Origin of the sequence: Fuscovulum sp. (genome assembly GCA_035192965.1) — a bacterium.
Taxonomy (GTDB): domain Bacteria; phylum Pseudomonadota; class Alphaproteobacteria; order Rhodobacterales; family Rhodobacteraceae; genus Paragemmobacter.
Genome location: CP136571.1, coordinates 2,672,306 through 2,691,562 on the forward strand (window position 1 = coordinate 2,672,306; position 19,257 = coordinate 2,691,562).

18 protein-coding genes and 1 tRNA gene are annotated in these 19,257 nt (G+C 63.7%); 15 read left to right on the forward strand and 4 right to left on the reverse strand.

The window, feature by feature from the left end:
* Positions 1–140 precede the first annotated feature (140 nt).
* From RSE12_13135 to RSE12_13165, 7 genes are all read left to right on the forward strand, one after another.
* On the forward strand, positions 141–1,580 hold the full coding sequence (locus tag RSE12_13135; protein WRH61324.1) for a methyl-accepting chemotaxis protein: 1,440 nt from the start codon (positions 141–143) through the stop codon (positions 1,578–1,580).
* A gap of 86 nt (positions 1,581–1,666) precedes the next feature.
* Complete coding sequence (locus RSE12_13140) at positions 1,667–2,098, forward strand: PACE efflux transporter (GenBank protein ID WRH61325.1); 432 nt, start codon at positions 1,667–1,669, stop codon at positions 2,096–2,098.
* 251 nt (positions 2,099–2,349) lie between these two features.
* Entirely contained in the window at positions 2,350–2,823 is a 474-nt protein-coding gene (rpsF, locus tag RSE12_13145; protein WRH64821.1) for a 30S ribosomal protein S6, read from the forward strand.
* A gap of 26 nt (positions 2,824–2,849) precedes the next feature.
* On the forward strand, positions 2,850–3,077 hold the full coding sequence (gene rpsR, locus RSE12_13150; protein WRH61326.1) for a 30S ribosomal protein S18: 228 nt from the start codon (positions 2,850–2,852) through the stop codon (positions 3,075–3,077).
* Positions 3,078–3,088: 11 nt separating this feature from the next.
* Positions 3,089–3,661, forward strand: coding sequence for a 50S ribosomal protein L9 (gene rplI / locus RSE12_13155; GenBank protein ID WRH61327.1), 573 nt, complete (start codon positions 3,089–3,091; stop codon positions 3,659–3,661).
* Between the two features lie 151 nt (positions 3,662–3,812).
* Positions 3,813–4,826, forward strand: a complete 1,014-nt coding sequence (locus RSE12_13160; GenBank protein WRH61328.1) for a GSU2403 family nucleotidyltransferase fold protein — start codon at positions 3,813–3,815, stop codon at positions 4,824–4,826.
* 82 nt (positions 4,827–4,908) lie between these two features.
* Entirely contained in the window at positions 4,909–5,850 is a 942-nt protein-coding gene (locus RSE12_13165) for a DMT family transporter (GenBank protein WRH61329.1), read from the forward strand.
* A 61-nt stretch (positions 5,851–5,911) separates the two neighbouring features.
* On the opposite strand, the gene tig is transcribed toward RSE12_13165, so the two are convergent.
* From tig to RSE12_13180, 3 genes are all read right to left on the reverse strand, one after another.
* On the reverse strand, positions 5,912–7,246 hold the full coding sequence (tig, locus tag RSE12_13170; protein ID WRH61330.1) for a trigger factor: 1,335 nt from the start codon (positions 7,244–7,246) through the stop codon (positions 5,912–5,914).
* Positions 7,247–7,271: 25 nt separating this feature from the next.
* A tRNA-Leu gene (locus tag RSE12_13175) sits at positions 7,272–7,356 on the reverse strand.
* A gap of 230 nt (positions 7,357–7,586) precedes the next feature.
* Positions 7,587–9,179, reverse strand: coding sequence for an NAD(P)H-hydrate dehydratase (locus RSE12_13180; GenBank protein WRH61331.1), 1,593 nt, complete (start codon positions 9,177–9,179; stop codon positions 7,587–7,589).
* Between the two features lie 175 nt (positions 9,180–9,354).
* On the opposite strand from RSE12_13180, the gene RSE12_13185 reads away from it, so the two are divergent.
* The 4 genes from RSE12_13185 to RSE12_13200 all read left to right on the forward strand — a co-directional run bounded on the left by RSE12_13185 (position 9,355) and on the right by RSE12_13200 (position 13,673).
* A complete protein-coding gene (locus RSE12_13185) occupies positions 9,355–9,693 on the forward strand; it encodes a P-II family nitrogen regulator (protein ID WRH61332.1) in 339 nt (112 codons plus the stop codon).
* A gap of 69 nt (positions 9,694–9,762) precedes the next feature.
* A complete protein-coding gene (glnA, locus tag RSE12_13190) occupies positions 9,763–11,172 on the forward strand; it encodes a type I glutamate--ammonia ligase (protein ID WRH61333.1) in 1,410 nt (469 codons plus the stop codon).
* A gap of 214 nt (positions 11,173–11,386) precedes the next feature.
* A complete protein-coding gene (locus RSE12_13195; GenBank protein WRH61334.1) occupies positions 11,387–12,508 on the forward strand; it encodes a hypothetical protein in 1,122 nt (373 codons plus the stop codon).
* A 244-nt stretch (positions 12,509–12,752) separates the two neighbouring features.
* Positions 12,753–13,673: a hypothetical protein gene (locus RSE12_13200; protein ID WRH61335.1), complete on the forward strand. Its 921-nt coding sequence runs from the start codon at positions 12,753–12,755 to the stop codon at positions 13,671–13,673.
* A 6-nt stretch (positions 13,674–13,679) separates the two neighbouring features.
* Here the strand turns inward: RSE12_13200 and RSE12_13205 are convergent, their stop codons facing one another.
* Positions 13,680–14,462, reverse strand: coding sequence for a DUF3445 domain-containing protein (locus RSE12_13205; protein WRH61336.1), 783 nt, complete (start codon positions 14,460–14,462; stop codon positions 13,680–13,682).
* 126 nt (positions 14,463–14,588) lie between these two features.
* Here RSE12_13205 and dddP point away from each other — a divergent pair, with 126 nt between their 5' ends.
* The 4 genes from dddP to RSE12_13225 all read left to right on the forward strand — a co-directional run bounded on the left by dddP (position 14,589) and on the right by RSE12_13225 (position 18,997).
* A complete protein-coding gene (gene dddP / locus RSE12_13210) occupies positions 14,589–15,932 on the forward strand; it encodes a dimethylsulfonioproprionate lyase DddP (protein ID WRH61337.1) in 1,344 nt (447 codons plus the stop codon).
* 294 nt (positions 15,933–16,226) lie between these two features.
* Entirely contained in the window at positions 16,227–17,528 is a 1,302-nt protein-coding gene (gene purB / locus RSE12_13215; GenBank protein ID WRH61338.1) for an adenylosuccinate lyase, read from the forward strand.
* A 155-nt stretch (positions 17,529–17,683) separates the two neighbouring features.
* On the forward strand, positions 17,684–17,854 hold the full coding sequence (locus RSE12_13220; protein ID WRH61339.1) for an adenylosuccinate lyase: 171 nt from the start codon (positions 17,684–17,686) through the stop codon (positions 17,852–17,854).
* Between the two features lie 72 nt (positions 17,855–17,926).
* Positions 17,927–18,997 (forward strand): FliG C-terminal domain-containing protein, encoded by a 1,071-nt coding sequence (locus RSE12_13225; GenBank protein ID WRH61340.1) that lies wholly within the window; start codon positions 17,927–17,929, stop codon positions 18,995–18,997.
* Positions 18,998–19,257: the final 260 nt, after the last annotated feature.

A 19,257-nucleotide genomic window follows, 5' to 3' on the forward strand; every position in this document is an offset into this window, starting at 1 on the left:
GCCCCGGCGGTGCAATCTTTCCGCCACGCAGCCCCAAACCGCCGCTGGGCATTGCCCAGAACCCGCCGCAGGCCGCAACCTTCTGTAAACCCCCCGCTGCTAGGCTCTGCACAGCCCCTCCTGCCCAGAGCCAGTTCACCATGACCCACAGCAGCCTACTCGACACGCGCCCGGCGGCCCCACCTGCCGCCCCCACGGCCCAGGCTGAGGTCGCCACCATCCGCGACATCGCGACAGAGGTTGGCGCGCTTTCCGTCTCGCTGGCCGATATCTCCGGCGCGGTAGAGGATGTGGATGCGCTGATGCACCGGCAGGTCGAAACACTGCACGCCCTGCGCGGCCTGTCCGCTTCGCTGGCACGCGGCAACGGCGCCATCCGCGAAGCGGCCCGTTCGGCGCTTTCGGCCACGGTCGCCGCGCGCCAGACGGTCGCCACCGGCCTGACTCGGATCGACACCGCCCTGTCGGACATCACCACGCTGGCCAATCAGGTTGCCCTCTTCGGTGACCGCATCAACGCCCTGACCCAAGCCCTGTCCCGGGTCGCCCGCGCCGTCAGCGATATTGATGCCATTGCCCGCACCACCAACCTCCTTGCCCTCAATGCCTCGATCGAGGCGACACGCGCCGGCGATGCGGGGCGCGGCTTCATGGTCGTCGCGCAAGAGGTGAAACACCTCTCCAGCCGCACGCAGGACGCCACGCGTGAAATTGCGGCCAACCTTGGCGATCTGACCCGCGAAATCACCGCCATCGCCGAAACCGGCAGCGCCGCCGCCGAAAACGCCGCCTTGGTCCGGGGCGAGGCGGGCCGCGTCTCGCAGGTCATGGCCGAAATCGACGGCGCCGTTCTCGCCATTGCCGACCGGCAGGATCAGATCACCGAAACCACGAACACCGCAGCCGACCTTGTCACCGCCGCCGAAAAGGGCGTGCAGGGCATCGGCATGGGGGTCTCAAAGGCCGCAGGCCATCTCGGCTCGGCCAGATCCGGCCTTGCCGATCTTGTCGCCGCCAGCGAAAGGCTGGCCTCCTCCACGGCCCGCCTCGGCGTCGAAACCGTCGACACGCCTTTCATTCAGGCCGTACAGCGGGCCGCCGCCGCCATCTCGGCGGCCTTCACCGCCGAGGTTGAGGCAGGACGCCTCCCCCTGCGTGATCTGTTCGACCGCGACTATCGCCAGATCCCCGACACCAATCCCCCGCAAATGCTGGCCACATTCACCGCAATGACTGACCGGCTACTTCCACCCATTCAGGAACCGCTGCTCGCCCTGTCGCCCGCCGTAGTCTTTTGCGCGGCGGTGGATGTGAATGGCTATCTGCCCACCCATAACCGCGCGTTTTCGCACCCGCAGCGGCCCGGCGATCCGGTCTGGAACGCCGCCAACTGCCGCAACCGCCGCATCTTTGCCGATCGCGTCGGCCTCTCCGCCGGGCGCAACACGCGGCCTTTCCTGCTGCAATCCTATCGCCGCGACATGGGCGGCGGAACCTTCGCCCTGATGAAGGATGTCTCGGCCCCGATCTTCGTGCAGGGCCGCCATTGGGGCGGGTTGCGTCTGGCCTATCGCGTCTAACCCCCTGACAAGCCCCGCCACCCCGTCCAAACCCCACGACAACCCGTCACCTTGTCAGCCCGCCGCCACCATGCCATTTCCCCGGCATGGCTCTGCACCAATCACCCACCCTGCGCCGCATCCTCTATGCCATCAGCTTCGAAGCGGGCGGCATCCTGCTTTCCGCTGCCCTTCTGCTCCTGATGGCCGAAACGACGGCGGGCAGTTCGCTCGTCTTCTCGGTCCTTGCCTCCACCGTCGCCATGCTCTGGAACCTCGCCTTCAACGCGATGTTCGAGGCGTGGGAATCCCGCCAAACGACCCGAGGCCGCAGCCTCAAACGCCGCATCGCCCATGCGCTGCTGTTTGAGGCGGGCCTTGTCCTGGCCCTCCTGCCGCTGACTGCGTGGTGGTTCTCCGTCACCCTCGTTCAGGCGCTCGCCTATGAGGCCGTGCTGATCGCAGCCTTCCTGATCTACACTTGGGCCTTCACTTGGGCCTTCGACCGCATCTTCGGCCTGCCCGCCTCGGCGCGATAGACCTTCGATCCCGCGATCATCGCGCCTACCACCAGCGCCCCTGCAAATTCTCCGTCAAAATTTTCAGCGATTTCTGCGTCACACATCACCCTTCTGCGCAGAGGCGCAAAGCCTTGCACTCCTGCGGCCTTTCTGTATAAGGCCCCATCCTTTCCGCACTCACGTGAACCGGTGCAGCCTCTCGTGGACGGGCCGCGGAAAGGCCGAACGCCCGCCCTATGAAATGCACCATGACAAGAACTGGAGTGAACATGGCTCTTTACGAGCATGTCTTCATCGCGCGTCAGGATCTTTCCAACACGCAAGCCGAAGGCCTCATCGAACATTTCTCCACGGTCCTCGCAGACAACGGCGGCAAAGTCGTTGAATCCGAATACTGGGGCGTCAAGACGATGGCCTACAAGATCAACAAGAACCGCAAGGGCCACTACGCCTTTCTGAAATCGGATGCGCCCTCGGCCGCCGTTCAGGAAATGGAACGCCTGATGCGCCTGCATGATGACGTGATGCGCGTGTTGACCATCAAGGTCGATACCCATGGCGAAGGCCCGTCCGTGCAGATGCAAAAGCGTGACGAGCGTGAACGGGGCGACCGTCCCGAAGGCGGCTTCGGCGGTGGCGAACGCCGCGAGCGCAGCTTTGGCGACCGTCCCGATCGGGGTGGCGACCGTGGCGCTGATCGTGGTGGCGACCGCGGTGGTGACCGCGGCGGCTTCCGTCGTTGATCCCGGACAGGAAAGGACCATAAACCATGGCAAACAAACCGTTTTTCCGCCGCCGCAAGGTCTGCCCCTTCTCGGGCGACAATGCTCCCGCGATCGACTACAAGGACGTCCGTCTGCTCCAGCGTTACGTTTCCGAACGCGGCAAGATCGTCCCGTCGCGCATCACCGCAGTCTCGGCCAAGAAGCAGCGTGAACTGGCGCAAGCCATCAAGCGCGCCCGCTTCCTCGCTCTGCTCCCCTACGCCGTGAAATAAGGAAGACAGATATGCAAGTCATCCTCCTTCAGCGCGTGGCCAAGCTCGGCCAGATGGGTGAAGTCGTCAACGTCAAGGACGGCTACGCCCGCAACTTCCTCCTGCCGCAGGGCAAGGCGCTCCGCGCCAACGAGGCGAACATCAAATCCTTCGAAGTCAAGAAAGCGCAGCTTGAGCTGCAAAACCTTGAAACGAAGAAAGAGGCCGAAGCCGTGGGCGCCAAGCTCGACGGTCAGACCTTCGTGGTGATTCGCTCCGCATCCGACGCCGGCGCGCTCTATGGCTCCGTCACCACCCGTGACGCCGCCGAAGCCGCGACCGAGGCAGGGTTCACCGTGAACCGCGCCCAGGTCGTTCTGGATCGCCCGATCAAGGATCTGGGTCTGCACTCGGTCTCCGTCGTGCTGCACCCCGAAGTGTCGGTCCGCATCACGCTGAACGTCGCGCGTTCGCCGGAAGAAGCCGAACTGCAAGCCGCCGGCAAATCCATCCAGGAACTCGCCGCCGAGGCCGAAGCTGCCGCCGATTTCGAGATCGCCGAACTGTTCGACGATCTGGGTGGCGCAGCGACCGAAGACGCATAAGCGCACCCTCTGGGACAGTGATCACAGGCCGCGCCGGGCAACCGGCGCGGCTTTTCCTTTGGGCCAACACCCCGAACTCCGTGGACTACATGATTTACTTTTGTAGTACACGCCGCTATGTACTACAAAAATCACTTTCGTAGTACACGCCATGCGCCCACACAGCCACACCGCAATCGCAGCCTACATCGACCTCCTCCGTGCGCTGCGCGAGGATGACATCTCGCAGCATTCAGGCACGCCATTCCTCGAAATGCGCGGCAATCGCGGATACTGGTACGAAACCATCCGTATCGGCACGACAGTTCGCAAACGCTACATCGGCGAGGACACGCCTGAAACGGCAGACCTCATTGCACGCTCGACAGATCTTGCCGCAACCCGTGCTGACCGTGCCGCCCTGCGCACGCGCCTCGTCCGCCTTTTGCGCGCCGAGGGTTTCCTTTCGGTGGATCGCACGACAGGCTCCCTGCTTTCGGCAATGGCACGTACCGGTGTCTTCCGGCTTGGCGGAACGATCGTCGGCACTCATGCCTTCCGCCATTATGAAGGCGAGCTCGGCATCGCTTTTCCACTTGATCAGGCAGCGCAGACCGATGATCTGGACATCGCCCAGTTCGAGCGCCTCAGCCTTGCTTTGAACGACCATGTCGATGAACCACTGCCAAACCTCTTCCGCGATCTCGACTTTGACCCTGTTCCAACTCTCGACAGCCGGGCCGTCTGGCGCTGGCGTCAGTCGAACGCAGAAACGCTCATCGAATTCCTCACCCCTTCCTTCCGCCCGGAAGAAGACATCCGCGATCTGCCCGCGCTCGGCGTCTCGGCCCAGTCGTTGCACTACCTCAACTATCTGATCGCCGAACCGATCAAGGCCGCCGCCCTCTATCGTTCGGGCCTGCTGATCCAAATCCCCCGTCCCGAACGCTTTGCCATCCACAAGCTCATCGTCGCCGATCGCCGCCGCGGCGGCCCCGATCAGATCAAATCCCGCAAGGACCGCGCCCAAGCCGCCCTCCTGATCCGCACCCTTGCAGAGGACCGCCCCGATGACCTGCGCGAGGCCTATGCCGATGCCCGCTCGCGCGGGCCCCGCTGGGAAGCCCGCATCGACGCAAGCCTCAAACGCCTGCCCGAAAGCGCTGCCCTCCTCGCAGCGCTATAGGCGACACGCCGATGTCGTACACGCGGCTGCATCGCCCCCGCCGCCGCCCTAGCCTCCGCCCAGCCGCAACCCGGAGCGCCCCATGCCCGCCCCCATCACAGCCCTGCCCCGCGACAGCGCAAGGGGCATCGCCCTTCTGGTGGCCGGCATCGCCGTCTTTTCCATCCAAGACCTGATCCTCAAACTCCTGTCCGGCGCCTATCCCTTGCATCAGGCTATGGTCCTGCGCTCCCTCACGGCGCTTCCCCTGCTTTTGCTGCTCGTCCATCGCGACGGCGGCCTTGGCACGCTCATCACCCCCGGCACCCGCGCCATGATCCTGCGCGGCGTGGTGATGTTTCTTGCCTATACCTCCTATTACCTCGCCCTCGCCGCCCTACCGATGGCCACCACCGTCGCACTGTATTTCTCGGCCCCGCTGTTCATCACCATCCTGTCGGTCGTGATCCTCGGCGAAACCGTCGGCCCCCGCCGCTGGGTTGCGCTTTTCGCGGGCTTTGCGGGCGTGTTGATCATGGTCCGCCCCGGCGGCGACCTGTTCGACTGGGCCGCCCTCCTGCCGGTGATTGCGGGCCTCACCTATGCCATCTCCATGATCTCCGCCCGCCGCCTTGGCAGCAGCGAAACCGCCCCGGCACTGGCCTTCTGGGGCAATGCGGTCTTTCTTGTGGCTGCCATCGCCATGTCGGCGGTCCTTGGCTCCGGCGCATGGGAAAGCGACGCCCACCCCTCACTCGCCTTCCTGCTGCGCGGCTGGGCCATGCCAACGGCCTTTGACCTGATGCTGATGATGGCCTGCGGCGTCATCGCCGCCATCGGACTTACCCTGCTGACCCAAGCCTATCGCGTGGCCGAATCCTCGGTCGTCACGCCGTTTGAATATACCGGCCTGCTCTGGTCGGTGATCTATGGCTGGATCTTCTGGCGCGATTGGCCCGTGCTGACCGATTGGATCGGCATCGCCATCATCACCGGCGCAGGGCTTTACATCCTCTGGCGCGAAGCCCGGCAAAAGCGCGCATGAAAAAGGGGCCGAAGGCATCGCCCTCGGCCCCGCTATTTCCACCCGCGAACGGGCGAAGCGATTACATCTCGTCCAGCGCTTCGATGGCCTTCTGAAGCTCGTCCTTGCTGACGTCCTTCTCGGTCACCTTGGCCCCGGCCATGATGTGATCCACAACCTTGTCTTCAAAGATCGGCGCGCGCAGCTGCTGCTGCACTTGCTGGTTCTTCTGCACGAACTCGAAATAGGCGCGCTCCTGGCCCGGATAGTTCCGTGCCTGTGCCAGCACAGCCTGCGTCATCTCGGCGTCCGTCACGGTCACTTCGGCCTTGCGGCCCACTTCGGCCAGCACCAGCCCCAGACGCACCCGGCGCTCGGCCAGCGCCTTGTGCTCATCCGTCGGGTCGATGGAGCCGTGGTTATGGCCATGCTCTTCAGGATGCTCTTCATGCCACAGCTGATGCGCGATCTGCGAAGCCTCGGCTTCCACCAGACGCGCCGGCAGATCGAACTTAACCATCGAATCCAGCTGATCCAGCAGCGCCCGCTTCAACACGGCGCGCGAGGCACCCTTGTATTCGGATTCCAGACGCTCGGCGATCTGGCCCTTCAGCGCGGCCAAATCCTCGGCCCCGTACTTCTTGGCCAGTTCATCATCCACTTCGGCGGGCTTGGCTTCCTTCACCGCCTTGATGGTGCAGGCGAACACGGCGGCTTTCCCGGCAAGGTGCTTGGCACCGTATTCCTCGGGGAAGCTCACATTGACCGCCACTTCGTCGCCCACCTTGGCGCCGACCAGCTGCTCTTCAAAGCCGGGGATGAAAGACTTCGATCCCAGCACCAGCGCATAGTCATCGGCCGAGCCGCCATCGAACAGCTCACCATCGACCGAGCCCTTGAAGTCGATCACGACCTGATCGCCATCCTTGGCCTTGGCACCCTTCTTGCGGTCTTCGAAATTCTGCGCGGTCGCGGCAAGGTTCTTCAGCGCCTCATCCACATCCGCATCTGCTGCCTTCACGACCAGCTTTTCCAGCGTGATCTTGCTTGCATCCACATCCGGGATCGGCGGCAGCGTCTCATAGGACATCTCGACGACGACATCCTGACCCTCGGCCCAGGTCTCGCCCTCGACCATCTTCACCTCGGGCTGCAGCGCGGGGCGGTCACCGGTCTTGTCAAAGTGATCCTTCATCGCGCCGTCGATGGCGTCCTGCATCGCATCGCCCAGCAGGCGCTGACCGAACTGCTTGCGCAGGATCGCCAGCGGCACCTTGCCCTTGCGGAAACCCTTCATCTCGATCTCGGGCTGCGCCTCGACCAGCTTTTCCTGAACCTTTGCTTCCAGTTCGGCAGCGGTCACCGTGATGGTGTAGCCGCGCTTCAGACCGTCGTTCAGGGTCTCGGTGACCTGCATTGTTTCGTCCTTCTCATCACATCCCTGGTGCGGGTGGAGGGACTTGAACCCCCACGCCTTGCGGCGCCAGAACCTAAATCTGGTGCGTCTACCAGTTTCGCCACACCCGCAAATTGACCAAAACGCACACGTCTGCCCCGCCAAGGGGCAGGCCCGCGCGCGCCTTGAAAATCCGCGCCCTTCTAGCAAAGCCCCACGGGGGATGCGAGAGGAAAATCAGGGCGAAATCTGACGCAGATTTCGCGCCGTTTCCTGACACAGGAAACGCTGCGGGCATCCTGCCCGCAAACCGGAATTTGCGTCAAATTCCGCAGCGATTTTTGCGTCAAAAATCGCCCCCTCACACCCGCAACCGCCGGAACACTGCAGGCAGCATCTCCGGCAGATCCTCGGCAATCAGCCCCGGCCCGAACTCCCGGGCACATTCCACATGCAGCCACGCCCCCGTGCAGGCCGCGTCAAAAGCCGAAAACCCCCGCGCCATCAGCCCCGCGATAAACCCCGCCAGCACATCCCCCGATCCCGCCGTCGCGAGCCACGGCGCCGCCCGCTCATAATGGGCCGAATTGATCGCACAGCGCCCATTAGGGGCCGCAATCACCGTATCCGCCCCCTTGAACAGCACCACGCATCCCGCCCGAGCTGCCGCCTCGCGCGTCGCATCCACCTTGGAATAGGCAGGCCCCGTCACCGCAGGTGCCGCAAATTTCTCCGCGATATCCGGAAACAGCCGCGCGAACTCTCCGCCATGCGGCGTCAGCACACAGGCGTCATGCAGCGCCCCGAACAACCCCGCCTCCCGCGACAGGATCGTCAGCGCATCGGCATCCAGCACCAGAGACAAGGGCCGCTCCTCGCGCACCACGCCCAAAGCCGCCGCCACCAACTCGGCCTCCCGCGTCCCCGTGCCCAGCCCCGGCCCAAGGCAAACCACCCCGATCCGCCCATCCTCCAGCACGGCTTCCAAGGCCGCCCCATCCTCCACCACCCGCAGCATCATCGCGTCCAGCCGAGCCGCATTCTCGGCCAAGGCCTCCGAAGGACACCCCACCGTCACCACCCCCGCCCCGATCCTGAGCGCCCCCCGCGCCGAAAGCCGCGCTGCCCCGCCGCGACCGGAAGGACCTGTGAGAACAAGCAAAGCTCCATGCCCGAACTTATGCGCTGCGCCAAATTTTCTTAGCCTACCCGCATCAGGGGCCTCGAGCGCGTGCACCCCCAGTTGACTCACCAGCCCGATATCAGCCACCGCCAACTTGCCGCAATATTCTGGACCCGTTGCCAGAAAGTGCCCTTGTTTCGCGCGATGAAAAGTGACTGTCAGACCTGCGCCGAGACCGTCTTCCGAGTCCCCTAAATGGGACTTTAGCTTTAGACCGCTATCAGCGCACAGGCCGCTGACGATATCCACTGCAACGACATGTGCATGACAAAACTCAGCAGCGTTCGCGAGCAGACCTGCGACCCGCCAGACGTTTTGCTCCAATGGTCGTGTAAGCCCAGTCCCGAAAAGCGCATCAACAAAGACTGGCTTTTGTTGGTTACCCTGCTCCGCTCTGACCGCCTCGAACAGGGCGGAGGCGACGCTCCGCAAGGTAAGCTCCCCCACCTCCCCCATCCCCACCCACCGCTCATAATTCACCCGCGCGTCCGGTGGCATCTTCTCGGGGTCGCCGTAGAGGAACACATCCACCTCCCACCCCCACTCCTTCAACAGCCGCGCCACAACGAACCCGTCGCCACCATTGTTGCCGGGTCCACACAACACCACCGCCCGGTGCGAGGTCGCCCGCAACTCCGGCCATTCCTCAAAGACCGCCTCCACCACGCCCCGCCCGGCGCGCTCCATCAGCTCCAGCCCGGTCACCGCGCCGCTTGCAATCGCGGCGGCTTCGATGGCGCGCATTTGGGCAGCGGTTAGCAATTCGGTCATGTTCTCGCCCAATCCTTTCGCAAACCGCCCATCACGCAGGCGTTTTGCACAATTTTTAATCAACGCTCGCGGAAACCCGCCGCAGACCGCCCCGCCCGTCCGCTCACCGATTGTGGCCCCCAATCAGAAATGATCAGACCTCCAAAGACAAGCCACCTGGGGGGAGAGTCGGCCCATGAAGAAGATCGAGGCGATCATCAAACCGTTCAAGCTGGACGAGGTGAAGGAAGCCCTTCAGGAAGCCGGCATTCAGGGCCTCTCGGTCACCGAAGTCAAAGGCTTTGGGCGCCAGAAGGGCCATACCGAACTCTATCGTGGCGCCGAATATGTCGTCGACTTCCTGCCCAAGGTGAAGATCGAGGTCGTCCTCACCGATGACATGGTCGACAGCGCCATCGCGGCGATCGTCTCTGCCGCCCGCACCGACAAGATCGGCGACGGCAAGATCTTCGTCACCCCCATCGAACAGGCCATCCGCATCCGCACCGGCGAAACCGGCGACGACGCGGTCTGACCTTTCCGAATACCCGCCCGCGCATTCTTGCGCGGCGGCCTCTGCAACACCCAACCGAAAGGCATCATGATGAGCGCAGTTAAGAATGCTCTGAAGCTGATGAAGGACGAGGAAGTCGAATATGTCGACATCCGCTTCACCGACCCAAAGGGCAAGCTTCAGCACGTCACCCTGGTGGCGGACCTCGTGGATGAAGACTTCTTCGAAGAAGGCTTCATGTTCGATGGCTCCTCCATCGCTGGCTGGAAGTCGATCGACCAGTCCGACATGAAGCTCATCCCCGATGCTTCTTCGGTCTATATCGACCCGTTCTATGCCGAAAAGACGATGTGCGTGCATTGCAACGTCGTCGAACCCGACACGGGCGAGGCCTATAGCCGCGACCCGCGCGGCACCGCCTTCAAGGCCGAGGCATACCTGAAATCCTCGGGCGTTGGCGACGTGGCCTATTTCGGCCCAGAAGCCGAATTTTTCATCTTCGACGACGTCCGCTACTCGGTCGCACCGAACAAGGTGTCGTACCAGATCGACGCCGAAGCCGCCGCCTGGAACACCGACACCGTGATGGAAGGTGGCAACCTCGCCCACCGCGCCAATTACAAGGGCGGCTACTTCCCGGTGAACCCGATCGACGAAGCGCAAGACCTGCGCGGCGAGATGCTCTCCACCATGAAGCGCATGGGCATCAAGGTCGACAAGCACCACCACGAAGTGGCGACCTGCCAGCACGAACTGGGCATGATCTTCGGCGGGCTGGTCCAACAGGCCGACAACATCCAGAAATACAAATACGTGATCCACAACGTCGCGGCCGCCTATGGCAAGACCGTGACCTTCATGCCCAAACCCATGAAGGGCGACAACGGCTCGGGGATGCACGTCAACATGTCGATCTGGAAGGACGGCAAGCCGCTCTTCGCAGGCGACAAGTATGCCGACCTGTCGCAGGAAGCGCTGTATTTCATCGGCGGCATCCTGAAGCACGCCAAGGCGCTGAACGCGATCACCAACCCGTCCACCAACAGCTACAAGCGCCTGATCCCCGGCTTCGAGGCCCCGGTTCTGCGCGCGTACTCCGCCCGCAACCGGTCGGGCTGCGTCCGTATTCCGTGGACCGAATCGCCCAAAGCCAAGCGCGTCGAAGCCCGCTTCCCCGATCCGTCGGCGAACCCCTATCTGGCCTTCGCAGCGCTGCTGATGGCCGGTCTTGACGGCATCAAGAACAAGATCGACCCGGGCCCGGCTTCGGACAAGGATCTCTACGATCTGCCTCCGGAAGAACTGGCCGCGATCCCCACCGTCTGCGGTTCGCTGCGCGAGGCGCTGGAAGAGCTTGAAAAGGATCACGACTTCCTGCTCGCAGGCGACGTGTTCACCAAAGACCAGCTCGAAGGCTACATCGCCCTGAAATGGGAAGAGGTCTACGCCTTCGAACACACCCCGCATCCGGTGGAATACCTGATGTACTATTCCTGCTGATCCAAGGATCAGTGAATAAAGGCAAAAGGGCCGCCCCAGGGCGGCCCTTTTCGCATTCCTGCCACAGGTTTCGGGCCACCATCGGGCAAACCCGGCATGACGCGCAGCCGCGATTACCAGGATTTGCAGGGAATACCCCAAACCCCGCCACAGAAAGCGCAAATTCTGGTCACGATTCGATGGTTCGGTTAACAAAACCTAAGGAGTTGCCGCCATGCTGGATAGTGACGCTTCCTTCTTCCTTGTACCCGAATTCCAATCCTCTCGCGGGGCGCGCCGGACCAGCCGCGCACCCTTGTCAGACCTCCGGTTCGGCGCCGAAACCGGCGCCGATCTGTGCATGGCCCTGATGCCCGATCCTGGCACCCATGGCGTGGCGGCCTTGGCCGACCTTGCCGTTACAAGTGCAAATGTCGTGCCAAGCCGGAAAACCGACACCGATTTTTCTGCAATCAACACGACAGATGATCCGACAACCGGCATCGAAACCTGTGAAGACATTCACGCAGATTTCTTGTCATTCGATGAAGACGATGCCGATTTCTTCGCCCCGGAAGATGGGTCCGATATAACGCTGGCAGAGGCAGCCCCCTTTGCCGACAGCCCCGACATCCGCGCCGTAACCCCGCGCCGCCCGATGCGCTTTACCTTTGCGCGCGACGCGGTCGAACACAGCCGCGCCATCCTGCCCTCCCCCAACCTTTTTGCCAATGTCTTCGATGATGACAGCCTTGTCGGCCCCGGCATCGACCCCCGGCTTCAGCGCAGCCGCGCCCGCGCCCGTGCCCGCCTTGCCGCGCATGAGGCCGGCCTTGCCCCCGAAGCGCGCAACCTCTGGGGCGATGATGCCAACGAAGCGGTGATGGCCACGGAAGATGGCACCGAAACCGCCCCGGACATGCCAACGATCACCCTGACCGAAACCACCGCCTCGGATGGCAGCGATGGGCAGGCCCCGCGCCGCGCCGTGCGGCACCTGTCGGTCACCCGGCGCATGCCAAAGCCGCGCCTTGCACAATCCGAAATCCACGATCCGCTACAGAACCATCTGCATCAGGTCCGCCACGCGCTCTACACCCCCGACCCGGAAGAAGTGGCCGCAGCACTCGCATCGCCCCCGCAGCAATCGCTTCCCGTTCGTGTGATGGCGGCCGTGGTCACGCTGGCACTCTTGCTGACACGGATCATTGCCCCGCTGCGCGCCGTGCTGGCCGATCAGGCCCGCTTTCTGCGCGATATGGCAACGGGCAACGGCCTGCGCCTGTCCTCCCGCGCCATGGCCATCACCGGCCTTATCTTCGCCCTTGCCCAGACTATCCCGCCCAATCTGATGTAACAGCCCTGCCCGGCCAACCCGGGCAGAACACAACCGCAGGCAAGATCATCACACCTCTGACCTGTTCACGATCCGTCGACAACCACCGCAGATTAGGCGGGTTTCCGCGCAAACACCCCCAAATCAGGCAACAATCGGGCAGAAAAACCGCCAAATTCATCCATCGACCGCAAACCCACCTGAAATTAGGCACAATTATCCTTCAACCTCTGGGCAACGATAAAAAAGGCAGGAGGGCATTCAGATGGCATTCGACGACAGTACGATCGCCCAGTTTGTCTTTGACCGCGACCCAGCATTGAACCTACCCGTCCTGGTGCGCGAACTTGACGATGCGCTCGGCCGGTCCGGCGCCGGCGACCGGCGCATCACTTGGGATTGCGAAGACCTCGTTTTTGTCGATTTGCACGGCGTGCGCTTCACCCTCTCTTACACGGGCGAACCGGCCCTCGGCCTGCCCAGCAGCTTGATGATTTCGGTCGGCCCCGGCGCTGATGTGATCGCGGGCAACCGCGAAGATCCCGCCGATCGCCGCCGCTACGAAGACCTGTGCCACCTGATCGCTGATCGCCTGCGCGCCCGCTTCGCGCCGCGCGAAACGCTCTGGCATCAGGTTGCCGGTCCCGTCACCGCCGATCTGGTCGACAACCTCTTCGACCGCTTGCCTGATTTCTCCGCCCCGGCGGCCACGCGCCCGCTCGCCCGCCGCTCCCCATCGGCCGAGGCAATCCGCGCCTTCCCGGAAACCGATGGCGGAATGCCTGTGTCCTTTGTCGAAAAGGCCATGGCCATCAAGGCCGCCAAGGCCGAACGCGCCCGCGCCGCCATGACGCGCCTCTCCAATGCCGCCATGGCCCCCGCCGCCCCGGCCAACAGCCAACCCGATCTGCCGCGCCGCCCGTCCGGCGACCTCGATCAGGTCCGCAGCGCCCTTTATCCCGAAGAGCCGGAAACCAAAGGCCAGAACGTCCGGATGCGCCTTGCCGCCTCCACGCTCGATGTCACGCTGATGGTGGTCTATCTCCCCATGGGGGCCGCGATGCTCACCTGCTCGCTCCTGCGCGGTGGCGATATCAACGCCTCCGGTCGCGTCATGGCCCTGACTTGCACGCTGCTCGCGCTTGGCCACTTTGCGGGGCTGAACCCGATGCTGTCGCTGCTGTAAGGCGGCCTACAAACCGGCCGCCACCATCGCCGCCCGCTCTGCCTCGGAAAACCGCGCCATGGGCACCAGATGCGTGTGGATGGAAAACACCACCGCCCCTGTTTCGGGCAGGCGCAGGATGCATTGCCGCTCGGATCGCATGTAAAGACGCTCCACCGCATAGGGCCGGGTGTCAAATTCTTGACGCGGGTTGTGCAGCGCCGGGTCGTCATAGACCAGCGCATTGTACCGCTCCAGCGGTTGCCCCACCCGCACCAGATCAAACAGCCGCTGCACCCGCCGCGCCAGATCCTCATCATAATGCCGCACAGGCCGATGGATGCCCGTCATCGGACGCCCGATCTTCTGGCCCAGCGTCCAGCTTGCCGGAAAGCACAGGATCGCCCCGGTCAGAACGGATTCCTCCCCCTGCTTTTCCATCAGGCACAGATCTTCCTGCACCAACCGCCCCAGCGTGATCAGGGGAAATGCCGGATCCAGCCGCACCTCCACACCATCCGGCCGCCGCACCCGATCCGGCGCCACCGCGTAACCGTCACGCCGTGACACCAACTCCAGCACCGCCGCATAAAGCTCTGCCGCTGCCGCCCGTCCTTCGGGCAAAAGCGCATGCACCAAAGGCTGCCGCGTGGCGATCAGCCAATCCCGCTCGGCCATCTGCCCGGCAAAGGCCTCGTCCGCGCGGATCCAATCCTCCGCCCCGCAGGGCAGCATCCCGGGCAGCCGCCATGTCCGCGGGTCCGCCCATGGCTGATGGGGCAAGCTGTCCTGAAAAACCGGCTCTCTCATCCCTCTTGCCTACATTCCCGCCCTGCGACCAGCAACCCCATCCAAATCCGACTCCCCCGCGTCGCAGAGCGGCAACCCCCTTGCCCCTGCCTGCCCGACCATCCGCATGCCAGCAGGGGGGCCACCATGAACCAGCACTACGCCGACCGCCGCAAGATCGATCCAAGCCGGGGCACCACGCTGGGCGACGGCACCCCGAACGACAATGACCGCGTCGAAATCGGCCCCACCCAGCTTGCCTTCGCCGAATGGCAGGCGGCGGGCCTCACGCCTCCCAACCTCGCCCGAATGCGCGAATATCGTTGGGATCGTCTGGTCAAGGCGCTGCAAGCCCGCGATTACGGCGGCCTTCTGATGTTCGATCCGCTCAACATCCGCTACGCCACCGATACAACAAACATGCAGCTGTGGAACACCCACAACCCCTTCCGCGCCTGCCTTCTGATGGCCGACGGCCATATGGTCATGTGGGAATACAAGAACTCGCCCTTCCTTGTGACCTTCAACCCGCTGGTCAAGGAACTCCGCTCCGGCGCCACCTTCTTCTACAACTCCACCGGTGATCGGGGCGCCGCAGCCGCCCGCGCCTTCGCTCAGCAAGTCGATGATCTGATGCGCGCCCATGTCGGCACCAACCGCCGCCTTGCAGTGGACAAGATCATGGTCCACGGCCTGCGCGCGCTGGAATCCATCGGCTTTCAGGTGATGGAAGGCGAAGAGGTCACCGAACGCACCCGCGCCATCAAGGGCCCTGATGACATGCTTGCCATGCGTTGCGCGGCCCATGCCTGCGAAACCGCGGTTGCAGCGATGGAGGCGTTTACCCGCGAAAACGTCCCCAAAGGCAACGTATCCGAAGATGACATCTGGTCCGTCCTGCACGCGGAAAACATCCGCCGCGGCGGGGAATGGATCGAAACCCGCCTGCTCGCCTCCGGCCCCCGCACCAATCCCTGGTTTCAGGAATGCGGTCCCCGCATCGTGCAGAACAACGAAATCGTGGCTTTCGACACCGACCTGATCGGCGCCTACGGCTTTTGCATCGACATCTCCCGCACCTGGTGGGTGGGCGACCAGCGCCCGACCAATGCGATGATCGCCGCCTATGCCCATGCGCTCGACCATATCCGCGATCACCAGTCCCGCCTGAAACCCGGCGTCTCGATCCGCGACCTCACTTTCGGCGGGCATCAGCTGGACGGCCAGTACTGGCAGCAGAAATACTCCTGCAAGATGCACGGCGTCGGGCTTTGCGATGAATGGCCCTATGTCACCTATCCCGATGGCTGGATGGAAGGCGCCTTCGACGCCGTGCTGGAACCCGGCATGACGATCTGCGTCGAGGCTCTGGTCAGCCCCGAAGGCGGCGATTTCTCGATCAAGCTCGAAGATCAGGTGCTCATCACCGAAACCGGCTGCGAAAACCTGACCCGCTACCCCTTTGACTCCGCACTGATGGGCCTCGCATAGAATACGATTTTTCATGCGAAAAATCAGGGGGCTGTCCGCCCCCTCTTGGCCTGCGGCCAATTCACCCCCGCGGATATTTGGACAGAGAAGAACCCGAAAGACCCTCATTCTTTCTTCTCTGTTGAAATATCCTCGGGGGTGAATTGGCGCGGCACGCGCCAAGAGGGGGCAGACAGCCCCCTTCCTTCCGAATTTTCGCAGAAAATTCGTGCCACCCGTCCCGTCCCTGCGCCTTGCCTCGCAGCGCGTCCCGGCGTAAGCCCACCGCGTCCCTTCCCTGACACGAGGCCCGCCATGATCCCCCGCTATTCCCGCCCCGACATGGTCGCCCTTTGGGAACCCCAAACCCGCTTCCGCATCTGGTTCGAGATCGAGGCCCATGCCTGCGATGCACAGGCCATCCTGGGCGTCATCCCCAAGGCCAATGCCGAAGCCGTGTGGAAAGCCAAGGATGTCACCTTCGACGTCGCCCGAATTGATGAGATCGAGGCCGTTACCAAACATGACGTCATCGCCTTTCTCACCCACCTTGCCGAAATCATCGGCAATGACACCGCGCGTTTCGTCCATCAGGGGATGACCTCGTCAGATGTGCTCGACACCACGCTGAACATCCAACTCACCCGCGCCGCCGATCTGCTCCTCGCGGGCCTTGACCGCGTCCTCGCCGCGCTGAAAACCCGCGCGTTCGAGCATAAGGACACCGTCCGCATCGGCCGCAGCCACGGCATCCATGCAGAACCCACGACCATGGGCCTCACCTTCGCGCGCTTTTACGCCGAGATGGCGCGCAACCGCGCCCGCCTGATCAACGCCCGGGCCGAAATTGCCACCGGTGCCATCTCCGGCGCCGTCGGCACCTTCGCCAATATCGACCCCTTCGTCGAAGAGCATGTCTGCGCCCAACTGGGCCTCACTCCCGAACCCATCTCCACCCAGGTCATCCCGCGCGACCGCCACGCCATGTTCTTTGCCACGCTGGGCGTCATCGCCTCCAGCATCGAAAACATCGCGATCGAGATTCGCCACATGCAGCGCACCGAAGTGCTGGAGGCCGAGGAATTCTTCTCCCCCGGCCAAAAAGGCAGCAGCGCCATGCCGCATAAAAGAAACCCGGTGCTCACCGAAAACCTCACCGGCCTTGCCCGCCTCGTGCGCATGTCGGTGATCCCCGCGCTCGAGAACGTGGCGCTCTGGCATGAACGCGACATCAGCCATTCCTCGGTGGAACGCGCCATCGGCCCCGACACCACCATCACGCTCGATTTCGCCCTGCATCGCCTGGCAGGTGTTGTCGAAAAGCTGGTGATCTACCCCGAGAACATGCTCAAGAACATGAACAAGTTCAAAGGTCTGGTCATGTCGCAGCGCGTGCTTCTGGCCCTGACCCAGGCCGGTGTCAGCCGCGAAGACAGCTACCGCCTCGTTCAGCGCAACGCGATGAAGGTCTGGGAACAGGGCGCCGATTTCCAGACCGAACTGCTGGCCGACGCTGAGGTGACAGCCGCCCTGTCACCGGCAGAAATCGCCGAAAAATTCGACTTGGGCTATCACACCAAACATGTCGACACGATCTTCCGCCGCGTTTTCGGCTGATCTCACGAAAGCGTGAGGCGGGCATGGCGCAGGGGCGGAATTTTCCGCCCTTGAAACGCACGATTCCATGCTAGCCTCATTTCTACGTACCGGATGCGGATTTTCCGACCGCCGGTCGCCCTGCTGACAGTCACATGCCAACAAAAGGACGACCCATGAAAATCAAGACCACATTCATTGCGCTGACCCTCTCGCTTGCCCCGACCTTCGCCCTCGCAGGCGGTGGCTGCAATTCCGACAAGATGAACATCACCGCTTCGACCTGCGTCGAAGGCACCGTCTATGACGCGGCAACCGGTGTTTGCGTGCCGCAAACCACCTCGTGATCCGAACCCGGGTAAGGGCCGGTTAACCCGGCCCGCCTAACCTTCCCGAAGCAACCTTCGGGAAGGATCAAGATGCAGGACGAAGGCCCTGTCGCGCTTGCGCGCATCACCCCAGTGCCCGCCGCCGCAGCGGGACTTGTGCCACGCAGCACCACGCCCGGCGAAAAGGCCGCGATCATCGTGCGCCTCATGCTTGCCGAAGGGGAACCGCTTCCCCTGTCGAACCTGCCCGAACAACACCAGACCCGCCTCGCCGAACTGATGGCCCGTATGGGGCTGGTGGACAGGGCCACCCTCGCTGCCGTGGTGGACGATTTCCTCACCGCGCTGGATGCCACCGGCCTTGTCTTCCCCGATGGGATCGATGGCGCCCTGTCGCTTGTGGATGGCCATATCTCACCCAATGCCGCCAGCCGCCTGCGCCGCATGGCCGCCAGCACCGCCCGCAGCGATCCCTGGGACAGGATCGCCGCCCTTCCCCCCGAAGACCTGCTTCCCCTCATCGCGGATGAGGCGGCGGAAACAGCCGCCGTTGCGCTCTCCAAACTGCCCGTGGCCCGCGCAGCCGACATTCTGGCCAAGATGCCGGGGGATCGCGCCCGCCGCGTGGCGCTGGCCATGTCGCGCACCGCCGCCACCGCCCCCGAAACCCTGCGCCGCATCGGCCTTGCGCTCGTGGCACAGCTTGATGCCCGCCCGCCCCGCGCCTTTGCCGCAGGCCCGGTCGATCGGATCGGCGCCATCCTCAACGTCTCGCCCTCCGCCACACGCGATGATGTGCTCGCCGGGCTGGACGAGGCTGACGCCGCCTTTGCCGAACAGGTCCGCCGCGCGATCTTTACCTTCGCCCATATCCCCGACCGTATCGCCCCGCGCGATCTGCCCCGTCTGTTGCGTGCCGTCGATGCGCCCACGATCACGACCGCCTTCACCGCCGCCCAGGCCGACCCGGCCCTCGCTCCGGTGGTCGATGCCGTCTTCGCCGCCCTCTCCCCCCGCATGGTGCAGCAGTTGCGCGATGACATGGCCGCGCGCGGCAAGGTCACGCCAAAGGATGCCGATGCCGCCTTCACCGCCATCGTCTCTGCCATCCGCGGGCTAGAGGCGTCGGGCGAACTCACCCTCAAACAGGAGGAGGAGTGAACGCACCCACGCGCCACCGGGTCCAACAATGCCGCCCAAACCAACGGCCCGGCGATCCCAAAAGCCCGCCCTTTCCCCCTTCATCTTGGTCGTAAATACCCGCAGGGGGTGAATGGCGGCGCGGCACGCGCCGACAGAGGGGGCGGCACGCCCCATCAAACCCGAGCCAAGCGCGAAGGCGCGCAGGCGAGACAGATGCCGTGCGGCGGCACGCCGCGCCGCCAGATTACCGCCCCCACCACCTTGCCCCCGCCCGTCAC

What these genes read in the sequence shown, in the direction of transcription:
- RSE12_13135 (WRH61324.1), top strand. Translation starts at nt 141, where the DNA reads ATGACCCACAGCAGCCTACTCGACACGCGCCCGGCGGCCCCACCTGCC.
- RSE12_13140 (WRH61325.1), top strand. Translation starts at nt 1,667, where the DNA reads ATGGCTCTGCACCAATCACCCACCCTGCGCCGCATCCTCTATGCCATC.
- rpsF (WRH64821.1), top strand. Translation starts at nt 2,350, where the DNA reads ATGGCTCTTTACGAGCATGTCTTCATCGCGCGTCAGGATCTTTCCAAC.
- rpsR (WRH61326.1), top strand. Translation starts at nt 2,850, where the DNA reads ATGGCAAACAAACCGTTTTTCCGCCGCCGCAAGGTCTGCCCCTTCTCG.
- rplI (WRH61327.1), top strand. Translation starts at nt 3,089, where the DNA reads ATGCAAGTCATCCTCCTTCAGCGCGTGGCCAAGCTCGGCCAGATGGGT.
- RSE12_13160 (WRH61328.1), top strand. Translation starts at nt 3,813, where the DNA reads ATGCGCCCACACAGCCACACCGCAATCGCAGCCTACATCGACCTCCTC.
- RSE12_13165 (WRH61329.1), top strand. Translation starts at nt 4,909, where the DNA reads ATGCCCGCCCCCATCACAGCCCTGCCCCGCGACAGCGCAAGGGGCATC.
- tig (WRH61330.1), bottom strand. Translation starts at nt 7,246, where the DNA reads ATGCAGGTCACCGAGACCCTGAACGACGGTCTGAAGCGCGGCTACACC.
- RSE12_13180 (WRH61331.1), bottom strand. Translation starts at nt 9,179, where the DNA reads ATGACCGAATTGCTAACCGCTGCCCAAATGCGCGCCATCGAAGCCGCC.
- RSE12_13185 (WRH61332.1), top strand. Translation starts at nt 9,355, where the DNA reads ATGAAGAAGATCGAGGCGATCATCAAACCGTTCAAGCTGGACGAGGTG.
- glnA (WRH61333.1), top strand. Translation starts at nt 9,763, where the DNA reads ATGAGCGCAGTTAAGAATGCTCTGAAGCTGATGAAGGACGAGGAAGTC.
- RSE12_13195 (WRH61334.1), top strand. Translation starts at nt 11,387, where the DNA reads ATGCTGGATAGTGACGCTTCCTTCTTCCTTGTACCCGAATTCCAATCC.
- RSE12_13200 (WRH61335.1), top strand. Translation starts at nt 12,753, where the DNA reads ATGGCATTCGACGACAGTACGATCGCCCAGTTTGTCTTTGACCGCGAC.
- RSE12_13205 (WRH61336.1), bottom strand. Translation starts at nt 14,462, where the DNA reads ATGAGAGAGCCGGTTTTTCAGGACAGCTTGCCCCATCAGCCATGGGCG.
- dddP (WRH61337.1), top strand. Translation starts at nt 14,589, where the DNA reads ATGAACCAGCACTACGCCGACCGCCGCAAGATCGATCCAAGCCGGGGC.
- purB (WRH61338.1), top strand. Translation starts at nt 16,227, where the DNA reads ATGATCCCCCGCTATTCCCGCCCCGACATGGTCGCCCTTTGGGAACCC.
- RSE12_13220 (WRH61339.1), top strand. Translation starts at nt 17,684, where the DNA reads ATGAAAATCAAGACCACATTCATTGCGCTGACCCTCTCGCTTGCCCCG.
- RSE12_13225 (WRH61340.1), top strand. Translation starts at nt 17,927, where the DNA reads ATGCAGGACGAAGGCCCTGTCGCGCTTGCGCGCATCACCCCAGTGCCC.